The organism is Stenotrophomonas sp. KH_029 (genome assembly GCF_057839765.1).
Genome location: NZ_CM174498.1, coordinates 3,238,501 through 3,257,202, shown reverse-complemented (window position 1 = coordinate 3,257,202; position 18,702 = coordinate 3,238,501). Strand labels below are relative to the sequence as shown.

Genomic DNA, 18,702 nt, shown 5'->3' with positions numbered 1-18,702 from the left:
GGGGCGTGGGAGAGAGGAACGCGGCCCGCCGCGCATCCCGGGGCCCGTCAAGTATTCGTTAACGCTAGAATTGCGTCGCAGGAAAGGTGCTCACCAGCACATTCCATTCCGTTATATGGACCCCCAAGATGATTTCCCTTCGTAACTTCGCCTTGCGCCGTGGCGAGCGGCTGCTGTTGTCCAACGTCGACCTGACTCTGCACGCGGGGTACCGCGTCGGCGTGGTCGGCCGCAACGGTGCCGGCAAGTCCAGCCTGTTTGCCGCCGTGAAGGGGGAACTGGAGGCGGACAAGGGCGATCTCGACCTGCCCGGCAGGGTCCGTATCGCCAGCGTGGCCCAGGAAACCCCGTCGCTGCCCGATCCGGCGCTGCAGTTCGTGCTGGAGGGCGACACCGAGGTGGCCGCGGTCATGCGCGAGGAGGCCGAGGCCGCCGCGCGTGAAGACTGGGAGGCGGTGGCCAGCGCGCACCAGAAGATGGCCGAGATCGGCGCCTACGATGCCGAGGCGCGTGCCGGCAAGCTGCTGCACGGCCTGGGCTTCCCGGCCGAGACCCATTCGCGGGCGGTGTCCTCGTTCTCCGGCGGCTGGCGGGTGCGCCTGAACCTGGCGCGCGCGCTGATGATGCCCAGCGACCTGCTGCTGCTGGACGAACCGACCAACCATCTGGATCTGGACGCGGTGTTCTGGCTGGAGCAGTGGCTGCTCAAGTACCCGGGCACGCTGCTGCTGATCTCCCATGACCGCGAGTTCCTGGACAACGTGGCCACCCATACCCTGCACCTGCACGGCGGTGGCGCCAAGCTGTACCCGGGTGGCTATACCGATTTCGAGCGCCAGCGCGCCGAACAGCTGCGCCAGCAGCAGTTGGCCCACGACAAGGAACAGGCCGAGCGGGCCCACCTGCAGAGCTTCATCGACCGCTTCAAGGCCCAGGCCAGCAAGGCCGCGCAGGCGCAGAGCCGGATGAAGCGGCTGGCCAAGCTGGCCGGCACCGAGGCGGTGCGCGCCGAGCGCGAATTCCGCATCGAGTTCTCGCCGCCGGCCAAGCTGCCGTTCTCGCTGATCCGCCTCAATGGCGTCGATGCCGGTTACGGTGCCGATGCGGTGATCCTGCACAACGTGGGCTTCGGCCTGGAAGCCGGCCAGCGGATCGGCCTGCTCGGCCCGAACGGCGCGGGCAAGACCACCCTGGTCAAGACCCTGGTGGGCGAACTGGACCCGATCAGCGGCGAACGTGCCGCGCACCCGGACCTGCGCATCGGTTACTTCGCCCAGCACACGGTGGAATCGCTGCACGAAGGGCAGTCGCCGATGGAGCATTTCCGCGACCTGGCCCCGGACGCACCGAACCAGGCGTTCCGCGATTTCCTCGGCAAGTGGAACTTCGCCGGCGACCGTGCCTTCGAGCCGGTGGACGGTTTCTCCGGTGGTGAGCGCGCGCGCCTGGCGCTGGCGCTGATCGCCTACCAGCAGCCGAACGTGCTGCTGCTGGACGAACCGACCAACCATCTGGACCTGGAGATGCGCGAGGCGCTGGCCGAGGCCTTGGCCGACTTCGAGGGCGCGATCGTGATGGTGTCCCATGACCGCCACCTGATCGGACTGGTCTGCGATACGTTCTGGCGCGTAGCCGACGGCGTGGTCGAGCCGTTCGATGGCGACCTGGACGCCTATGCGGCCTGGTTGCGTTCGCGCCCGGCCGCGCAGGGGACCAAGCAGAAGATGGCCGCCGCTGCGCCCGAACCGCTGCCGCCGACCCCGCCGCTGCCGCCGAAGAAGCCGGTCAATCCCCACAAGCTGGCCGCCGCCGAAGCCAAGGTGGGCGAACTGGAGGCGCTGCTGGCCGATCTGGATCGCCAGCTGGCCGATCCGTCCAACTACGCCGATGCGACCCGCATGGCCGTGCTCGGCCGCGACCGCGAAGCCACCGCCAGCCTGCTCGGCAAGGCCGAGCAGGCGTGGATGGAGTTGCTGGAGGCCTGATCGCCGGCAGGTGTGGTGCCGCACGCATGCGTGCCGCACCACATCCGCGTAGATCCACGCCATGCGTGGATAGCGCAACGCCGGAACGGAGAGCATCCCCGCACGGCGTGGATCACCGGGTTTGCAACCACTCCCGGAACCTGCGCGCCGCGTCGCTCTCGGTACGCGAGCGCAGCCGGGTCAGCCAGTACCGGCCCAGGTCCAGCGTCTGCGCAAACGGCTGGATCAGGCGGCCCTGCGCCAGGTCCTGCTCGAACATCTTCAATGGCAGCAGTGCAACTCCGGCGCCCGCCGCCGCGGCACTGGCCAGGGTCAGCGAGGAGTCGAATACCGGACCGCGCGCGTCCAGTTCCGGGGCGCCGGCCGCCTGCAGCCAGCGCGGCCATTCATCGCTGCGGTAGGACCGCAGCAGCGGCGTGTTGGCCAGGTCGCGGGGGTGGTGCAGGCCGCGCGCCAGCGCTGGCGCGCACAACGGCGCAAAGGGTGCGTCCAGCACCGCGGTGCAGTGCTGGCCCTGCCAGTCGCCGTCGCCGAAGCGGATCGCCAGGTCCAGGCCTTCGCCGGCCAGGTCGATGCGGTTGTTGTGGGTCTGCAGGCGCAGTTCGATGTCGGCATGCCGTGCCGAAAAGTCCGCCAGCCGCGGCAGCAGCCAGCCGGTGGCGAAGGTGCCGACCACGCCGATGCTGAGCACGTCGCGGAAATGGCCGCCGACGAAGCGGTCCAGGCTCACTGCGATGCGATCGAAGGCCTCGTTGAGTACCGGGTACAGGCGCGCGCCTTCATCGGTCAGCGCCACCCCGCGTGGCAGCCGGTTGAACAGCGCTACCCCCAGCCGGTCCTCCAGTGCCCGGATCTGGTGGCTGAGTGCGGCCTGGCTGACGCACAGCTCCAGCGCGGCACGGGTAAAGTTCTGGTGGCGGGCGGCGGCCTCGAAGGCGCGCAGGGCATGGAGTGGCAGCTGGGGGCGGAGCATGCGGGGAGCCGTGAGCTGTAATGATGGGATCATCGCATTGTCGCGCGGGCCTGGGCGCTGAATGGCCGTCTGCGCCCGATGTTTCAAAGGCATCAGTGAATGGCGTGGACGGCGCACATTAGCCAGGCTAATGGCTCCCGCTGAAAATGGTTGCTGGTGGCCGGCCGGTGCGCTGGCAATACTCGGGCCTCACCACGGAGGATCCGCATGCTCGCTCGACGTCAATTCCTGCAATGGACCGGTGCCGCCGCCGCCTCGGCGCTGGCCGCCACCGCGTTCGCCAAGCCCCCGGCCGTGGCAACTGCCACGCGCCCGGCCGCCGGCGACTTTGCCGCCCTTGAGGCGGCCAGTGGCGGCCGGCTGGGGGTGACCCTGCTGGATACCGGCAGCGGAGCGCGGATCGGCCACCGCCAGGACGAGCGGTTCCCGATGTGCAGCACCTTCAAGTTCGTACTGTGCGCGTCGGTGCTGCGCCGGGTGGAGCAGGGCACGCTCGCGCTCGATCAGCGCATCGCCGTGCGCGCGCAGGACATCATCGCCCACGCACCGGTCAGCAGCCGTCATGTCGGCAAGGACCTCACCGTGCGCGACCTGTGCCGGGCGACCATGATCACCAGCGACAACCCGGCCGCCAATCTGCTGCTGGGAGTGGTCGGTGGCCCGGCCGGTGTGACCGCCTTCCTGCGCGCCAATGGCGATGCGGTGACCCGCAACGATCGCATCGAGCCGGAGATGAACCGGTTCGCGCCCGGCGACCCGCGCGACACCACCAGCCCGGCGGCGATGGCTGCCAGCCTGCAACGCTTCGTGCTCGGCGATGTGCTCGCGCCGGCGTCGCGGCAGCAACTGGCCGATTGGCTGATCGACAACGAAACCGGCGATGCGCGCCTGCGTGCCGGGCTGTCCCAGGCGTGGCGGGTGGGCGACAAGACCGGCAGCAACGGCAAGGACACCACCAACGACATCGCCATCCTGTGGCCGCTGGCCGGTGGTGCGCCCTGGGTGCTGACCAGCTACCTGCAGGGCGCGACGGTCGACGATGCCGGCCGCAACGATGTGCTGCGCCAGGTGGCGGTGATCGCCGAAGGCATCATGCAGTCGGCCCGGTAGGCCATGCAGCGCGGCAGGCACCGGGCGTTGGACGTGGTAGTGCCGGCCGCTGGCCGGCTCCTCATGAACCTGGCATTGCCTGGAGCCGGCCAGCGGCCGGCACTACCGGGGGGGATTGCCTGGAGCCGGCCAGTGGCCGGCACTACCGGGTGGGCTGTCAGGCCTCGGGATGGCTGTTGCGGACCGCTTCCAGGAACTCGCGCCCCCAGCGGTCCACGTCGTAGTACTCCACGCTGCCAAACAGCTGGCGCATGCGTCCGGTGGCTTCGTCCTCGGGCATCGACAGCGCCTGCAGCAGCCCGGCGGTCAGGTCGGCCGGGTCGTGCGGGTTGGTCAGCACCGCGCCCTTGAGTTCGGCCGCGGCCCCGGCGAACTCGCTCAGTACCAGCACGCCGCTGCTGCCTTCGATGCCCTGGGTGGCCACGAACTCCTTGGACACCAGGTTCAAGCCGTCGCGCAGCGGGGTGATCCACATCACCTGCGCGGCGGCGTAGTGCGCCACCACCTGCTCGAATGGCAGTGCCTGGGCGAAGAAGCGCACCGGGGTCCAGTCCAGCCGCGAGAAGCGCCCGTTGATGCGGCCCACCGCCTGTTCGATCTGGTTCTGCAGGGTGCGGTAGACGGTCATCTCGCGCGCGGCCGGTACGCAGATCATCAGCAGGGTGACCTTGCCCTGGCGCTCGGGATGCTGTTCGAGCAGGCGCTCGAAGGCTTCCAGCTTGGCCAGCGTGCCCTTGGTGTAGTCCAGCCGTTCCACCGACAGCACCAGTTGGCGCGCGCCGATCTCGCGGCGCAGCTTGAAGATATCGTTGCGTACATCGGCGCGCGCCAGCACGTTGTGGATGCGGCGCAGGTCGGTGCCGACCGGATGGGCGCCCAGCGCCACTTCACGGTCGCCCACCCGCAGCCGGGTGGTCATGGTGTCCAGGCCGACCGCGCAGCCGTAGGTCAGAAAGCGCGGCGCGCAACTTTCCCAGGCCAGGCGTTCGGCCGGCATCGCCCCGCGCACCACGTCCACGAAGTTCTCCACCTGGCGCGGGATATGGAAGCCGATGTAGTCGCAGCTGAGCAGGCTGCCGATGATCTCGCGCCGCCATGGCACCACGTTGAACACGTCGGCGGATGGGAAGTAGGTGTGGTGGAAGAAGGCGATCTTCAGGTCCGGGCGCAGTTCGCGCAGGGTGGCCGGCACCATCCACAGGTTGTAGTCGTGGATCCACACGGTGGCCCCGTGCGCGGCCTCGGCGGCGGTGGCATGGGCGAACTTGCGGTTGACCTTCAGGAACACCTGCCAGTCGTCCTCGCGGAACTTCGCGCGTTCCCAGAACACGTGCAGCATCGGCCAGAACGCTTCCTTGGAAAACCGCTTGTAGAAGATGTCCACTTCCTGCCTGCTCAACGGCACGCGCGCGGCGGTCAGGGTCGGGTAGCGGGCCGCATCGACGGCCAGGTGGGTCTGGAACGGGCCGCGCTTGGGCTCGTCGATGCCCCAGGCCACCCAGGAGCCCTTCTGGCCGCCGTCGAAGAAGCTCAGCAGCGAGGGAATGATGCCGTTCGGCGAGCGCGGCGGGCGCTGCACCAGCACGCCGTCTTCCATGACCTCGTCGAACGGCAGGCGGTGGTAGACCATCACCAGGTCGGCGCCATCGGCACGCGCCTGCACCGGCGGATACAGGTAGGCGTCATCGACGGCGAGCAGGCCGAACTGTTCGATCGCCTCGAGGATGCCGCCGCAACCGGGCGCCTGCGCGTGGTAGGTGTGGGCCAGGGTGGTGGTGGCCGCGGTCAGCGCCGGCTCCGAATCGCCCACGCACACCCCGCGGAAACCGGCGGTGTACATCGACAGGTCGTTGAGGGTGTCGCCGGCCACCAGGATGCGCTCGCGCGGCAGGTCCAGCAGGCGCGACAGCGCGGCCAGGGTGCGGCCCTTGTCGGTGTCCGGCGGCAGGATGTCCAGGTAGCGGTCGGCCGAATACAGCACATCGCAGCCCAGCGCCTGTGCGGCAGCCTGGATCTGCGCGCGCAGCGGCGCCAGCGTGTGGGGATCGCAGAAGTACGAGCAGCGGCGTTCCTGCGGCACGTCCTGGCGCTGCAGCGCGGGGAACGCGCGCATCGCCGCGGCCACCACCTGCTCGCCGGGCCAGTGCGCGTCGATCATCGATTGCAGCGGCTGCAATGGCTGCAGGGTGCGGCCATCGACCACGGTGGCGCCGACATCGCAGACCACGTAGTCCGGACGCGGAATGGCCGGGTCGGACAGCAACGGCATCACCGCCTCCAGGCCGCGGCCGGTGATGAAGATCAGGGCGATGCCGGGGTGCTGGTCGACCAGCCGGTACAGCCGGTGGCGCGCGGCGGCATCGCCGGCCAGGAAGGTGCCATCCAGATCGGTGGCCAGGATCAGTTGCGGCGCCGGCGGGGCCGGCGGTGTACGGGTTGGCGTGAGGGAGGTCGGTGTCGAAACAGTCAATGCACTTCCTTATCGGAGTCAGAGGGGAGGAGAGGGGCGGGATCCGGCGGCGCGATGTCGGTCTCGGGCATCAATTCCAGCGCCGAGGGGGTGGTGCGCAGCATCATTCGGAACCCGACCGGGTGGGTGCGCAGGCGCTGGAAACGCAGCAGGCGCGCGCCGGTGAACAGCGCCAGCAGGGTCAGCACCAGCGCGAAATACAACGGCAGCGCCGCCGGCCCGAACTGCTGCATCGCCACCCCGGCCAGCGCCGGGCCGAGCGCGGCGCCCACCCCGTGCACCAGCAGCAGGCTGGAGCAGCCCGGCAGCAGGTGCTGGCGCGGCAGGTAGTCGAGCATGTGCGCCACCGCAAAGGGGTATAGCGAGAACGCCAGCCCGCCGTAGAAGAAGAACAGCCCGAACAGCAGGTGGGTCTGCAGCTGGATCATCGGCAACGAGGCCACCACCGCGATGCCGGCGGCGGCCAGGCTCAGGGCCACCAGCCCGCTGCGGCGGTCGTGGCCGTCGCTGATGTGGCCCAGCGGCCATTGCAGCAGCGCACCGCCGCCGATCGCGGTGAGCATGAACAGCGCAACGCCGTTGTCTTCCAGGCCGACCTGGCCGGCATACACCGGTAACAAGCCCCAGAAGGCGCCCATCGCCAGCCCCGACAAGCCGGCGGCCACCGTGGCCACCGGCGCCATCGCATACAGCCGGGCCAGCTTCAGCCGGCTGACCACCGGCACTTCCGGCTGGCGCAGGCCGGTGGCGGTGACCGGCAGCACGGCGGCGCAGATCAGGATCGCGGTGAGCATGAACATCGCCACGGCGCTGGCGTCGCCGAGCATCAGCAGCACCTGGCCCAGCGCCAGCGCCGACAGGTTGACCACCATGTACAGCGAGAATGCGCGGCTGCGCCGGGCCGGGTCGGGCTCGGCGTTGAGCCAGCTTTCAATCACCGTATACAGGCCAACCAGGGCGATGCCGGTGGCGATGCGCAGCACGCCCCAGCCCAGCGGGTTGAGCCACAGGGGATGCAGCAGCACGGCGATGGCGGCCAGCGCGGCAAAGAACGCGAACGCACGGATATGCCCGATGCGGCCGATCAGCGAAGGTGCGAAGAAGGTGCCGAGGAAGAAGCCGGCGAAATACCCGGACATCGCCAGCCCCAGCGTGCCGGCCGAAAAGCCGGCCTGCCCGCCACGCACCGCCAGCAAGGTACCCAGAAGCCCGCTGCCGGTCAGCAGCAATGCCACGCCCGTGAGCAGGGCGGTCAGCCGCAACATGCGCGCGACCTTCGTGGGGAAGAAGGCGGAAATGTCACGCAACGACCATAACACAGCGCAATGAAGCGCCGTTTTCAGGTGTGGCGCGCGATGCGCGCCTGTACCGCATGACCGGTGCGGTACAGGCACGGCGCTGACGGCCGCGTTTGCGCTGCCCGTCCATGCCGGCTAGGGTGGGGCGCATGAACCTGTTCAATGCCGCTCCCCTCGCCGCCGTGCTGCTGCTCAGTGCCTGCAGCGCCGCGCACGACGACAGCGTCGCCCATGACATCGCCAATGCGCCGGCCGATGCGTTCCTGGCGGCGGTGGCCGCCCATTGCGGCAAGGCCTACGAAGGCCGGGTGATCGCCAACGAACCACGCAGCGATGGCCCCGATCCGTTCGACGGCAAGCGCCTGGTGATGCACGTGCGCGGTTGCGACGATCCTGCGCACGAACTGCGTATCCCGTTCCATGTCGGCGACGATCATTCGCGGACCTGGGTGATCAGCCGCACCGACCATGGCCTGCGGCTCAAGCACGACCACCGCCACCGCGACGGCAGCCCCGATGCGGTAACCCTGTACGGCGGCGACAGCGCGCCGCCAGGTACTGCCCAGCGCCAGGTCTTCCCGGTCGACGCCGATTCGGTGGCGATGTTCCGCAAGGCCGGCATGTTGCCGTCGGTGCAGAACACCTGGGCGATGGAGATCGAGCCGGACCAGCGTTTCGTCTACGAACTGACCCGCCCGGGCGGGCGCCGGTTCCAGGTGGCCTTCGACCTCAGCAAGCCGGTGGCGCTGCCGCCGGCGCCATGGGGCAGCACCACGCCGTAGCGCGGGGCTGCCCGCGGTGTCGCTGTCGCCGGTGCATGGTGGGCTGGCCGGCGCCCGCGAGCCGCCGGCCAGCGGCCGGCACTACCTCACGCCGAAGCGGGCGCGGCAGCCGTTGCTGACCCACAGGCTGCTGTTGGTATAGCCCCAGCTGCGGCCTTCCACGCAGGCACTGCCGGACAACTGCTGCAGCAGCACCGGGCGGCCCTGGCGGGCTTCCCAGGCGCAGGTCTGCTGGCGGTTGTCGTTGCTGCTGCAGGTCACGCTGTAGTTGCTGTTGCCGCCGCCCCAGCCGCCGCCGCTGTTGCCGCGGCCTTCGACGAACTCGGCGCGGCAGCCACCGCTGACCCACACCGTGCCGTTGCGCGAGCCCCAGTTGCGGCCTTCCACGCATTGGGTACCGGAGATCTGCCGGGACAGGCGCGCGCTGCGCCAGCCGGTGTTGCAGGTCTGGTTGCGGTTCTTCTGGCTTTCGCAGCGCACCACGCTGGTGTGGCCGCCACCACCGCCGTTCCAGCCGCCCCCGCCGCCATTCCAGCCCCCACCGTTGCCGCTGCCGCGCAGCGAGGTGGCGATGTCCTGCTTGATCCGGGAGAAGCCCCAGCCGGAGTTGACCTGGGCCAGGTAGAAGCGCAGCTGGTCGTCGGGGATGCGCCGGCCATTGGACTGGTCGGCGTATTCCTGGGTGATGACCCGGCTGCGGTCCGGTGTCGACAGCTGGGACAGGTTCTCCGGGGCATAGGCGCGGGTGCTGATCTGGGCCTGGCTGGCCGGGGCGGCACAGGCCAGCAGGGCGGTCAGGCAGGCAATGGTCAGGCGGCGGTTCATGGCGGCATCCCTTGCAGTCGTTGGTGCGCGGACTATAGGAGCGGGCGGGGTTCAAAAGGCGTGATGCCGCCGGGCCGGGCCCTGGCCCAGCAGGGCGGCCGGGCGGCATTTGCCCCGGCCGGGTCTGGGCCGCAGAATAACGGGCTTTCCGGCGCAGCTTGGCGTCGGCACTCTCCTGCGGAGCTTTACCCCCATGCGTACCCACTTCTGTGGCCTGGTCGATGAGACCCTGATTGGCCAAACCGTTACCCTCGCCGGCTGGACCGACGTTGCCCGCAACCAGGGCGGCGTGTGCTTCATCGATCTGCGCGATCATGAAGGCATCGTGCAGGTGACGGTGGAAGTCGACAACGCGGCCGTGTTCGCCGTGGCCGCCAGCCTGGGCTACGAGGACGTGCTGCAGGTGGAAGGCGTGGTGCGCGCGCGCCATGCGGCCAACGACAAGCTCCGCACCGGCAAGGTGGAAGTGATCGCCACGGCCATCACCATCCTCAACAAGGCCGAGCCGCTGCCGTTCCACGCGCACGAGAACCCGGGCGAGGAAACCCGCCTGAAGTACCGTTACCTGGACCTGCGCCGCCCGGAAATGCAGCGCATGCAGCGCACCCGCATCAAGCTGGTGCAGGCCCTGCGCCGCCACCTGGACGCCACCGGCTTTCAGGACATCGAAACCCCGATCCTGACCAAGGCCACCCCGGAAGGTGCCCGCGACTTCCTGGTGCCGGCGCGCATGCACCCGGGCGAGTTCTACGCCCTGCCGCAGAGCCCGCAGCTGTTCAAGCAGATCCTGATGGTGGCCGGCTTCGACCGCTACTACCAGATCGCGCGCTGCTTCCGCGACGAGGCCCTGCGTGCCGACCGCCAGCTGGAATTCACCCAGTTGGACATGGAGTTCGCCTTCGTGCGCGAGCAGGATGTGCAGGACTTCGTCGAGAACATGATCCGCGCCATCTTCAAGGAAGTGGTGGACGTGGACCTGGCCGCCAGCTTCCCGCGCATGACCTGGGCCGAGGCGATGCGCCGCTATGGCTCGGACAAGCCGGACCTGCGCATCGCGCTGGAGCTGGTGGACGTGGCCGAGCTGGTCAAGACCAGCGAGTTCCCGGTGTTCACCGCCGCCGCCAACGATGCCGATGGCCGCGTCGCCGCGCTGCGCATTCCGGGCGGCGCCAGCCTGAGCCGCAAGCAGATCGACGAATACGCCGCGCATGCCGCCAAGTACGGCGCCAAGGGCCTGGCCTATATCAAGATCGCCGACAACGGCGAGGTCAGCTCGCCGATCGCCAAGTTCTTCGGCGAAGAAGCCTTCGCCGCGCTGGTCGCCCACGTCGGTGCCGGCAACGGCGACATCGTGTTCTTCGGGGCCGGTGGCTACAACAAGGTGTCCGACTTCATGGGCGCGCTGCGCCTGAAGGCCGGCAAGGACTTCGGCCTGATCACCGCCGGCTGGACACCGCTGTGGGTCACCGACTTCCCGATGTTCGAATACGACGACGAAGCCCAGCGCTACGTGGCCCTGCACCACCCCTTCACCGCCCCGGCGGTGGACGACATCGCCGACCTGCGCGCCAATGCCAGGATCGCGGTGTCGCGTGGCTATGACATGGTGCTCAACGGCAACGAGATCGGCGGTGGCTCGATCCGTATCCACCGTTCGGACATGCAGAGCGCGGTGTTCGAGCTGCTCGGGATCGGCGCCGAGGAAGCCGAGGCCAAGTTCGGCTTCCTGCTCGATGCGCTGCGTTTCGGCGCGCCGCCGCACGGTGGCATCGCCTTCGGCATCGACCGCATCGCCGCGCTGATGGCCGGCACCGAGTCGATCCGCGACGTCATCCCGTTCCCCAAGACCACCGGCGCGCAGTGCCTGATGACCGGCGCCCCGTCGCCGATCCCGGACGAGCAGCTGGCCGAGGTGCACGTCCAGGTACGCCCGCGCAAGAACTGATCCATACACACCAACCAGGAGATCCAGGCAATGACCGAGTTTGCGTTTTCGCTGGAGTGGGAAAAGCTGGGCAATGAAGGCGCCGATGCCAACCTGGTGACCGAACGCGCGCGCGTGTTCGGTGGCTGGCTGGTGCGGGTGGGCACCAACCCCGCCGCGATGGCGCTGACCTTCGTCCAGGATGGCGAAGGCCGCTGGGATGGCGAGGACTTCGGCGTGGAAGACTACGAAGACGACGAGGAAGAGCTCGACGAGGAAGAAGACGAAGACGGCGACGAGGACGACGAGGAAGAGTACGAGGACGAGGAAGAAGAGGAGGGCGACGACGAAGCCGACGCCCCCCGCGGAGGGCAGGCCTGAGGCCTGCCCCGGACCTGCCCATGTACACCATCCGCCGTGCCGGCGTGGAGGACGCACCGACCCTGTCGGTGCTGGCCACGCGTACCTTCGTGGAAACCTTCGGCCACCTGTATCCGGCCGCCGACCTGCAGGGCTTCCTCGATGAAGCCTATGCCGTGGACCGCCAGCGCACCATCCTGGCCCACCCCGAGTACGCGGTGTGGCTGCTGGAGCGCGACGGGGTGGCCGTCGGCCATGCCGCGGCCGGCCCCTGCGGCCTGCCGCATGCCGACGTCCAGCCCGGCGACGGCGAACTCAAGCGCCTGTACCTGATCAAGGACGAACAGAGTTGCGGCTGGGGCAGCCGCCTGCTGGAAACCGCGCTGGACTGGCTGGAACGTGACGGCCCGCGCACGCTGTGGCTGGGCGTGTGGTCGGAGAACTTCGGCGCGCAGCGGTTCTACGCCCGCTACGGGTTCAGCAAGGTGGGCACCTACGAGTTCCCGGTCGGCGGCGTGCGCGACCTGGAATTCATCCTGCGCCGTCCTGCCGGCCCGGCGCGCTGAGCCGCCGGGCATCCCCCTTCATTGACATGGATCGGCAACGGCGGCTTCACCCGCCGTTGGCCGGTCCATTTGTCTAATGAAGCCGCTTTTTACCGCAGGTCCCAAGCCAACCCGCTAGGCTGAGTGCATGAATCCCCCCGTTTTACTGCTACACGGCATCTGGAATGCGCGCGCCTGGGTCGGCCCGCTGGCCTGGCGGCTGCGCGCCCGTGGCTTCACGGTCGATACCTTCGGCTATTCCAGCGTGTTCGGCGGCCCGGATGTGGCCGTGCCGCAGCTGCTGGAGCGGCTGCAGGGCAGCGGCCCGGTGTCGCTGGTCGGGCACAGCCTGGGCGGCCTGGTGGCCCTGGAAGCCCTGCGCCGGCAGCCGGAACTGCCGGTGTCGCGGGTGGTCTGCCTGGGCTCGCCGCTGCGCGGCAGCGGCACCGCCCGTTCGCTGGCCGAACATGGCTGGTCGCTGGCGCTGGGGCGCAGCAGCGAGCTGCTGCGCGACGGCCTGCCGGCCTGGGAGGGCAGGGCCCGGGTCGGTCTGATCGCCGGCTCGGTGCCGCACGGGCTGGGCAGTCTGCTCGGCGCGATCGGCGAGGCTTCCGACGGCACCGTGGCGCTGGATGAGACCCAGCTGCCCGGCCTGGCCGACCATTGCGTGGTCGCGGCCAGCCACAGCGGGCTGGTGTTTTCCCCGGAGGCGGCCCGGCAGACCGCCGCGTTCCTGCGCGAAGGCCGCTTCCGCCACGACCGCGCCGCCCATGCCGCCTGAGCCTGGCCGCCGGCGCCCCGGCCACCGGCCCGGGCGCGACTAACACGGTCGCGGCGGCCGATCAGGTAGAATCCGCGCCCTGTTCCTGACGCAAGCACGGAAACACCCATGGGTAGAGGTCCCTCGATCGAGAACCGCAAAAACGCGTCCGACGCGAAGCGCGGCAAGATTTTCACCAAGATCATCCGCGAGATCGGCGTTGCCGCGCGCGGCGGTGGAGGCGACCCCAACAACAACCCGCGGCTGCGCGTGGCCATGGACAAGGGCCTGTCCTCGAACATGTCCAAGGACGTGATCGAGCGCGCCATCAAGAAGGCCACGGGTGAACTGGAAGGGGTGGAGTACGAAGAGATCCGCTACGAGGGCTATGCCCCCGGTGGCGTGGCCGTGATCGTGGACTGCCTGACCGACAACCGGGTGCGCACCGTGGCCGATGTCCGCCATGCGTTCAGCAAATGCGGCGGCAACATGGGCACCGAAGGCTCGGTATCGTTCATGTTCAAGCGCGTGGGCGTGCTGCACTTCGCCGCTGGCGCCAACGAGGAAGCCGTCACCGAGGCGGCCATCGAGGCCGGCGCGGACGATATCGTGGTGTACCCGGAGGACAGCGCGATCGACGTGCTCACCGCCGCCGACAGCTACCACGCAGTCAAGGATGCGATGGCCGCGGCCGGGTTTGCCCCGGACCATGCCGAGCTCACTTTCCGCGCCGACAACGACATCAAGGTCGAGGGCGACACCGCCGCCCAGGTCAAAAAGCTGCTGGACATGCTCGAAGACCTGGACGATGTGCAGGATGTGTTCTCCAATGCCGACCTCGGCGCGGACGCCTACGCCTGAGGCACGCCTCGCCGGTCGCTTTGCGCGACCGGTGGGCGGACAATGCGGACCATGATGACTCCAGCCGTTCCCCGCCATCGTCGCCGCAGCCGTCCGTCCCGGGCCGTGCCCGGCCGCGCGTGTGCCGCATGACCCGCATCCTCGGCATCGACCCCGGTTCGCAGCGTACCGGGGTGGGCATCATTGATGTGGACGCCGCTGGCAAGGTGGTGCACGTCCACCACCTGCCGCTGGTCCTGCTGGGCGCCGACGACTTCCCGCAGCGGATGAAGCTGCTGGTGCTGGGTCTGAACGCGCTGGTGGAGGAATACCGGCCCGACGAGGTCGCCATCGAAAAGGTGTTCATGGCGCGCAACCCGGATTCGGCGCTGAAGCTGGGCCAGGCCCGTGGCGCGGCGATCTCGGCGGTGGTGATGCGCGATCTGCCGGTCAGCGAGTACGCGGCCACCGAGATCAAGCTGGCCGTGGTCGGCCGCGGTGGCGCGGAAAAGCAACAGGTGCAACACATGGTCGGGCTTATGCTCAACCTGAAAACCAAGCTGCAGGCCGACGCCGCCGATGCGTTGGCGGTGGCCATCACCCACGCCCACGTACGGGCCACGGCGCAGCGCCTGGGCGTCAATGCCCGCATGGCCTGGAGCCGGAAATGAGGAAAACAGCATGATTGGTCGTCTGCGCGGGATCGTGGCCTACAAGGCGCCGCCGTGGCTGCTGATCGACGTCAATGGCGTCGGTTACGAACTGGAGGCGCCGATGAGCACCTTCTACGACCTGCCCGAGCTGGGCCGCGAGGTCACCCTGTTCACCCATTACGCGCAGAAGGAAGACAGCGTGTCGCTGTACGGCTTCCTGCGCGAGGGCGAGCGCCGGCTGTTCCGCGATGTGCAGAAGGTCAGCGGGATAGGCGCCAAGATCGCGCTGGCGGTGCTGTCGGGGGTCAGCGTGGACGAGTTCGCGCGGATGCTGCAGGCCGGCGACATCACCGCGCTGACCCGCATCCCCGGGATCGGCAAGAAGACCGCCGAGCGCATGGTGCTGGAACTGCGCGACCGCGCGGCCAACTTCGGCGGTGGCGAGGCGGCGATCGCCGGTGCCGCGCCGGCCACCGACCCGGTCTCCGAGGCCACCGTGGCGCTGCAGCAGCTGGGCTACAAGCCGGCCGAGGCCGCGCGCATGGCGCGCGAGGCCAACGCCGAGGGCGACGATGTCGCCATCGTGATCCGCAAGGCCCTGCAGGCCGCGCTGCGCTGACCCGCGCGCTACCTGCCCACTGATACCGACCGCGTTGCCCCGGAGCCCCATGTCCACTTCTTCCACCCCGCACGACAACGGCCATTCCGCGCACGGCCACGCCCCGGCGGCCGGCGGCATGGCGTTGATGATCGGCGCCATCGGCGTGGTGTTCGGCGACATCGGTACCAGCCCGCTGTACACGCTCAAGGAGGCGTTCTCGCCGCACTACGGCCTCAACAGCGACCATGACACCGTGCTGGGCGTGCTGTCGCTGGCGTTCTGGGCGCTGAACATCGTGGTCACGCTCAAGTACGTCACCATCATCATGCGTGCCGACAACGAAGGCGAAGGCGGCATCATGGCGCTGATGGCGCTGACCCAGCGCACGCTGCGCCACGGCTCGCGCTCGGCCTACGTGGTGGGCATCCTGGGCATCTTCGGCGCTTCGCTGTTCTTCGGCGATGGGGTGATCACCCCGGCCATCTCGGTGCTGGGTGCGGTCGAGGGCCTGGAGGTGGCCGCGCCGGGCCTGCATGCCTTCATCGTGCCGATCACGGTGGTGGTGCTGCTGGCGGTGTTTGCCGTGCAGCGTTTCGGCACCGAGAAGATCGGCAAGCTGTTCGGCCCGATCACCTCGATCTGGTTCATTTCGCTGGCCGCGATCGGCATCTGGAACATCGTCGATGCCCCCGAAGTGCTCAAGGCCTTCAACCCGATGTGGGCGCTGCGCTTCTTCATGGAGCACGGCTGGCACGGGGTGTTCATCCTCGGTGCGGTGGTGCTGGCGGTCACCGGCGGCGAGGCGCTTTACGCGGACATGGGTCACTTCGGGGCCAAGCCGATCCGCCACGCCTGGTACTTCTTCGTGTTGCCGTGCCTGGTGCTGAACTACCTGGGACAGGGCGCGCTGGTGCTCAACCACCCCGAGGCGGTCAAGAACCCGTTCTTCGAGGCGGTGCCGGAGTGGGCGCTGTACCCGATGATCATCCTGGCCACGATGGCCGCGGTGATCGCCTCGCAGTCGGTGATTACCGGTGCGTTCTCGGTGTCGCGCCAGGCCATGCAGCTGGGCTATATCCCGCGCATGCGCATCACCCATACCTCGCACGACACCATCGGCCAGATCTACATCCCCGGCATCAACTGGGGCATCGCGGTGATGGTGATCGGGTTGGTGCTGGCGTTCCGCAGCTCGTCCAACCTGGCGGTGGCCTATGGCATCTCGGTGTCGGCGACGATGCTCATCGATACGCTGCTGCTGGCCCTGGTGGCGCGCGCGCTGTGGCCGACCTCGCGCTACTGGATCATCCCGCTGTGCGCGGTCTTCTTCGTGATCGACCTGGGCTTTGTGATCGCCAACGGCGCCAAACTGATGCAGGGCGCGTGGTTCCCGGTGGTGCTGGGCCTGGTGCTGTTCACCATGATGCGCACCTGGCGGCGTGGCCGCGAGCTGCTGCGCGATGAGATCCGCAAGGACGGTATCCGCATCGACACCTTCCTGCCCGGGCTGATGCTGGCCCCGCCGGTGCGGGTGCCGGGCACGGCGGTGTTCCTGACCGCCGACCCCTCGGTGGCCCCGCATGCGCTGATGCACAACCTCAAGCACAACAAGGTGCTGCACGAGCGCAATGTGTTCCTGCACGTGGTGACCCTGCCGGTGCCGTATGCGCCGGAGGGCCAGCGCCTGAAGATCGAGTCGGTGGGCGACGAGTTCTACCGCATCTACGTACGCTTCGGCTTCATGGAGACCCCGGACGTGCCGTTGGCGCTGATGCGCTCGTGCGACCACGGCGGGATCTATTTCGACCCGATGGACACCACCTTCTTCGCCAGCCGCGAGACCATCGTGGCCACGGCCAACCGCGGCATGCCGATCTGGCGCGACAAGCTGTTCGCGCTGATGCACCGCAATGCGGCGCCGGCCACCGGGTTCTTCCGGATTCCGGGTAATCGCCTGGTCGAACTCGGGGCCCAGGTCGAGATCTGACCGGACGGCCGACCAACGGTCGGCCGCTACCCTCCATTTTCTCGATCCTGGTAGGTGACGACCGTTGGTCGTCACGCTTTTTGCCGCATAATCGCGGGATGACCGACGACCGCATCATTGCCGCCGGTGCCACCCGTGAAGACGAGGGCACCGACGCCAGCATCCGCCCCAAGCGCATGGCCGATTACCTGGGCCAGGCGCCGGTGCGCGAGCAGCTGTCGATCTATATCGAGGCGACCAAGGCCCGCGGCGACGCCCTGGACCACGTGCTGATCTTCGGCCCGCCCGGGCTGGGCAAGACCACCCTGAGCCATGTGATCGCCAACGAACTGGGGGTGGCGCTGCGGGTCACCTCCGGCCCGGTGATCGAGAAGGCCGGCGACCTGGCCGCGCTGCTGACCAACCTGCAGCCGCACGATGTGCTGTTCATCGACGAAATCCACCGCCTCTCGCCCGTGGTCGAGGAAGTGCTGTACCCGGCGATGGAGGATTTCCAGATCGACATCATGATCGGCGAGGGCCCGGCGGCCCGCTCGATCAAGATCGACCTGCCGCCGTTCACCCTGATCGGGGCCACCACCCGGGCCGGCCTGCTGACCGCGCCGCTGCGCGACCGCTTCGGCATCGTGCACCGGCTGGAGTTCTACACCCCCGAAGAACTGACGAAGATCGTCCGCCGCTCGGCGGCCATCCTCAACATCGACTGCACCGCCGAGGGCGCGGCCGAGATCGCACGGCGCTCGCGCGGCACCCCGCGGATCGCCAACCGGCTGCTGCGGCGGGTGCGCGACTATGCCCAGGTCAAGGCCGCCGGGCATATCGACCAGGAGGTGGCGCAGGCGGCCATGCAGATGCTCAAGGTCGACCCGGAAGGCTTCGATGAGCTGGACCGGCGCATGCTGCGGACCATGGTCGACTACTTCGACGGCGGCCCGGTGGGCATCGAGTCGCTGGCTGCGGCACTGTCCGAAGAGCGCGGCACGCTGGAAGACGTGGTCGAGCCGTACCTGATCCAGCAGGGCTTCCTGATCCGTACCGCGCGTGGCCGGATGTGCACGCACAAGGCCTACCGGCACATGGGCCTGAAGCCGAAGAACCCGCCTGCGGACCTGTTTGCCGAGGCGATCGATGGGAATTGAGCCCCGGTCCATGGAAATTGAGCCCCGGTTCAGTTGGCCGACACGCATTTACTGGGAAGATACCGACGCTGGCGGGGTGGTCTACCACGCCCGCTACGTGGCCTTCATGGAACGGGCGCGGACCGAATGGATGCGGGCCTTGGGCCATGGCCAGGAGCGCATGCGCAGCGAGCACGGCCTGGTATTCGCGGTCCGCGCGATGACCATGGACTTCCTCAAGCCGGCGCGGCTGGACGATGCGCTGGAGGTGACCGCCACGCTGGTGCAGTGCAAGCGCGCCAGCATGGTGTTCGACCAACGGGTGTGTCGCGGCGATGAAACGCTGCTGACGGCCCAGGTCAGGATCGCCGCATTGGATGCGGCCACTTTCAAACCACGCGGCATGGGCGATGCACTGCTGGCCGCGTTGAAACCCTACGAACTTCAAGTATCGGCACAATGAGGAACAAC

General features: G+C 68.6%; 17 protein-coding genes. 13 read left to right on the top strand and 4 right to left on the bottom strand.

Features of this window, described 5'->3' with window-relative positions:
* Positions 1-128 precede the first annotated feature (128 nt).
* Positions 129-1,985, top strand: coding sequence for an ABC-F family ATP-binding cassette domain-containing protein (locus AC3ITM_RS14645; RefSeq protein ID WP_489265998.1), 1,857 nt, complete (start codon positions 129-131; stop codon positions 1,983-1,985).
* A 112-nt stretch (positions 1,986-2,097) separates the two neighbouring features.
* On the opposite strand, the gene AC3ITM_RS14640 is transcribed toward AC3ITM_RS14645, so the two are convergent.
* A complete protein-coding gene (locus AC3ITM_RS14640) occupies positions 2,098-2,958 on the bottom strand; it encodes a LysR family transcriptional regulator (protein ID WP_489265996.1) in 861 nt (286 codons plus the stop codon).
* Positions 2,959-3,165: 207 nt separating this feature from the next.
* On the opposite strand from AC3ITM_RS14640, the gene blaL2 reads away from it, so the two are divergent.
* A complete protein-coding gene (gene blaL2, locus AC3ITM_RS14635) occupies positions 3,166-4,068 on the top strand; it encodes a L2 family extended-spectrum class A beta-lactamase (RefSeq protein WP_489265995.1) in 903 nt (300 codons plus the stop codon).
* Positions 4,069-4,225: 157 nt separating this feature from the next.
* On the opposite strand, the gene ggpS is transcribed toward blaL2, so the two are convergent.
* Complete coding sequence (gene ggpS, locus AC3ITM_RS14630; protein WP_489270114.1) at positions 4,226-6,472, bottom strand: glucosylglycerol-phosphate synthase; 2,247 nt, start codon at positions 6,470-6,472, stop codon at positions 4,226-4,228.
* A gap of 62 nt (positions 6,473-6,534) precedes the next feature.
* Positions 6,535-7,803: an MFS transporter gene (locus tag AC3ITM_RS14625; RefSeq protein WP_489265993.1), complete on the bottom strand. Its 1,269-nt coding sequence runs from the start codon at positions 7,801-7,803 to the stop codon at positions 6,535-6,537.
* A gap of 182 nt (positions 7,804-7,985) precedes the next feature.
* On the opposite strand from AC3ITM_RS14625, the gene AC3ITM_RS14620 reads away from it, so the two are divergent.
* Complete coding sequence (locus AC3ITM_RS14620) at positions 7,986-8,618, top strand: hypothetical protein (RefSeq protein WP_489265991.1); 633 nt, start codon at positions 7,986-7,988, stop codon at positions 8,616-8,618.
* An 81-nt stretch (positions 8,619-8,699) separates the two neighbouring features.
* On the opposite strand, the gene AC3ITM_RS14615 is transcribed toward AC3ITM_RS14620, so the two are convergent.
* Positions 8,700-9,443 carry a DUF3011 domain-containing protein gene (locus AC3ITM_RS14615; protein ID WP_489265990.1) on the bottom strand — a complete coding sequence of 248 codons (744 nt, stop codon included), beginning with the start codon at positions 9,441-9,443 and terminating at the stop codon, positions 8,700-8,702.
* Between the two features lie 193 nt (positions 9,444-9,636).
* Between AC3ITM_RS14615 and aspS the strand changes: the two genes are divergently transcribed.
* From aspS to ybgC, 10 genes are all read left to right on the top strand, one after another.
* Complete coding sequence (gene aspS, locus AC3ITM_RS14610; protein ID WP_489265988.1) at positions 9,637-11,388, top strand: aspartate--tRNA ligase; 1,752 nt, start codon at positions 9,637-9,639, stop codon at positions 11,386-11,388.
* 30 nt (positions 11,389-11,418) lie between these two features.
* Positions 11,419-11,748: a DNA primase gene (locus tag AC3ITM_RS14605; RefSeq protein ID WP_489265986.1), complete on the top strand. Its 330-nt coding sequence runs from the start codon at positions 11,419-11,421 to the stop codon at positions 11,746-11,748.
* Positions 11,749-11,768: 20 nt separating this feature from the next.
* Positions 11,769-12,293, top strand: a complete 525-nt coding sequence (locus AC3ITM_RS14600; RefSeq protein ID WP_489265984.1) for a GNAT family N-acetyltransferase — start codon at positions 11,769-11,771, stop codon at positions 12,291-12,293.
* Between the two features lie 127 nt (positions 12,294-12,420).
* Positions 12,421-13,053 (top strand): esterase/lipase family protein, encoded by a 633-nt coding sequence (locus tag AC3ITM_RS14595; RefSeq protein ID WP_489265982.1) that lies wholly within the window; start codon positions 12,421-12,423, stop codon positions 13,051-13,053.
* 108 nt (positions 13,054-13,161) lie between these two features.
* Positions 13,162-13,893 (top strand): YebC/PmpR family DNA-binding transcriptional regulator, encoded by a 732-nt coding sequence (locus tag AC3ITM_RS14590; RefSeq protein ID WP_489265981.1) that lies wholly within the window; start codon positions 13,162-13,164, stop codon positions 13,891-13,893.
* 128 nt (positions 13,894-14,021) lie between these two features.
* Positions 14,022-14,543, top strand: coding sequence for a crossover junction endodeoxyribonuclease RuvC (gene ruvC, locus AC3ITM_RS14585; RefSeq protein ID WP_332809880.1), 522 nt, complete (start codon positions 14,022-14,024; stop codon positions 14,541-14,543).
* A gap of 10 nt (positions 14,544-14,553) precedes the next feature.
* On the top strand, positions 14,554-15,144 hold the full coding sequence (ruvA, locus tag AC3ITM_RS14580; protein ID WP_489265978.1) for a Holliday junction branch migration protein RuvA: 591 nt from the start codon (positions 14,554-14,556) through the stop codon (positions 15,142-15,144).
* A 49-nt stretch (positions 15,145-15,193) separates the two neighbouring features.
* Positions 15,194-17,113 (top strand): potassium transporter Kup, encoded by a 1,920-nt coding sequence (locus AC3ITM_RS14575; protein WP_429000307.1) that lies wholly within the window; start codon positions 15,194-15,196, stop codon positions 17,111-17,113.
* A gap of 98 nt (positions 17,114-17,211) precedes the next feature.
* Complete coding sequence (gene ruvB / locus AC3ITM_RS14570) at positions 17,212-18,252, top strand: Holliday junction branch migration DNA helicase RuvB (protein ID WP_489265977.1); 1,041 nt, start codon at positions 17,212-17,214, stop codon at positions 18,250-18,252.
* Between the two features lie 10 nt (positions 18,253-18,262).
* Positions 18,263-18,694 (top strand): tol-pal system-associated acyl-CoA thioesterase, encoded by a 432-nt coding sequence (ybgC, locus tag AC3ITM_RS14565; RefSeq protein ID WP_489265976.1) that lies wholly within the window; start codon positions 18,263-18,265, stop codon positions 18,692-18,694.
* Positions 18,695-18,702: the final 8 nt, after the last annotated feature.

What these genes read in the sequence shown, in the direction of transcription:
- aspS (WP_489265988.1), top strand. Translation starts at nt 9,637, where the DNA reads ATGCGTACCCACTTCTGTGGCCTGGTCGATGAGACCCTGATTGGCCAA.
- AC3ITM_RS14640 (WP_489265996.1), bottom strand. Translation starts at nt 2,958, where the DNA reads ATGCTCCGCCCCCAGCTGCCACTCCATGCCCTGCGCGCCTTCGAGGCC.
- AC3ITM_RS14590 (WP_489265981.1), top strand. Translation starts at nt 13,162, where the DNA reads ATGGGTAGAGGTCCCTCGATCGAGAACCGCAAAAACGCGTCCGACGCG.
- AC3ITM_RS14645 (WP_489265998.1), top strand. Translation starts at nt 129, where the DNA reads ATGATTTCCCTTCGTAACTTCGCCTTGCGCCGTGGCGAGCGGCTGCTG.
- AC3ITM_RS14595 (WP_489265982.1), top strand. Translation starts at nt 12,421, where the DNA reads ATGAATCCCCCCGTTTTACTGCTACACGGCATCTGGAATGCGCGCGCC.
- AC3ITM_RS14620 (WP_489265991.1), top strand. Translation starts at nt 7,986, where the DNA reads ATGAACCTGTTCAATGCCGCTCCCCTCGCCGCCGTGCTGCTGCTCAGT.
- ruvB (WP_489265977.1), top strand. Translation starts at nt 17,212, where the DNA reads ATGACCGACGACCGCATCATTGCCGCCGGTGCCACCCGTGAAGACGAG.
- AC3ITM_RS14600 (WP_489265984.1), top strand. Translation starts at nt 11,769, where the DNA reads ATGTACACCATCCGCCGTGCCGGCGTGGAGGACGCACCGACCCTGTCG.
- ruvC (WP_332809880.1), top strand. Translation starts at nt 14,022, where the DNA reads ATGACCCGCATCCTCGGCATCGACCCCGGTTCGCAGCGTACCGGGGTG.
- AC3ITM_RS14575 (WP_429000307.1), top strand. Translation starts at nt 15,194, where the DNA reads ATGTCCACTTCTTCCACCCCGCACGACAACGGCCATTCCGCGCACGGC.
- AC3ITM_RS14605 (WP_489265986.1), top strand. Translation starts at nt 11,419, where the DNA reads ATGACCGAGTTTGCGTTTTCGCTGGAGTGGGAAAAGCTGGGCAATGAA.
- ybgC (WP_489265976.1), top strand. Translation starts at nt 18,263, where the DNA reads ATGGAAATTGAGCCCCGGTTCAGTTGGCCGACACGCATTTACTGGGAA.
- AC3ITM_RS14625 (WP_489265993.1), bottom strand. Translation starts at nt 7,803, where the DNA reads ATGTTGCGGCTGACCGCCCTGCTCACGGGCGTGGCATTGCTGCTGACC.
- ruvA (WP_489265978.1), top strand. Translation starts at nt 14,554, where the DNA reads ATGATTGGTCGTCTGCGCGGGATCGTGGCCTACAAGGCGCCGCCGTGG.
- blaL2 (WP_489265995.1), top strand. Translation starts at nt 3,166, where the DNA reads ATGCTCGCTCGACGTCAATTCCTGCAATGGACCGGTGCCGCCGCCGCC.
- AC3ITM_RS14615 (WP_489265990.1), bottom strand. Translation starts at nt 9,443, where the DNA reads ATGAACCGCCGCCTGACCATTGCCTGCCTGACCGCCCTGCTGGCCTGT.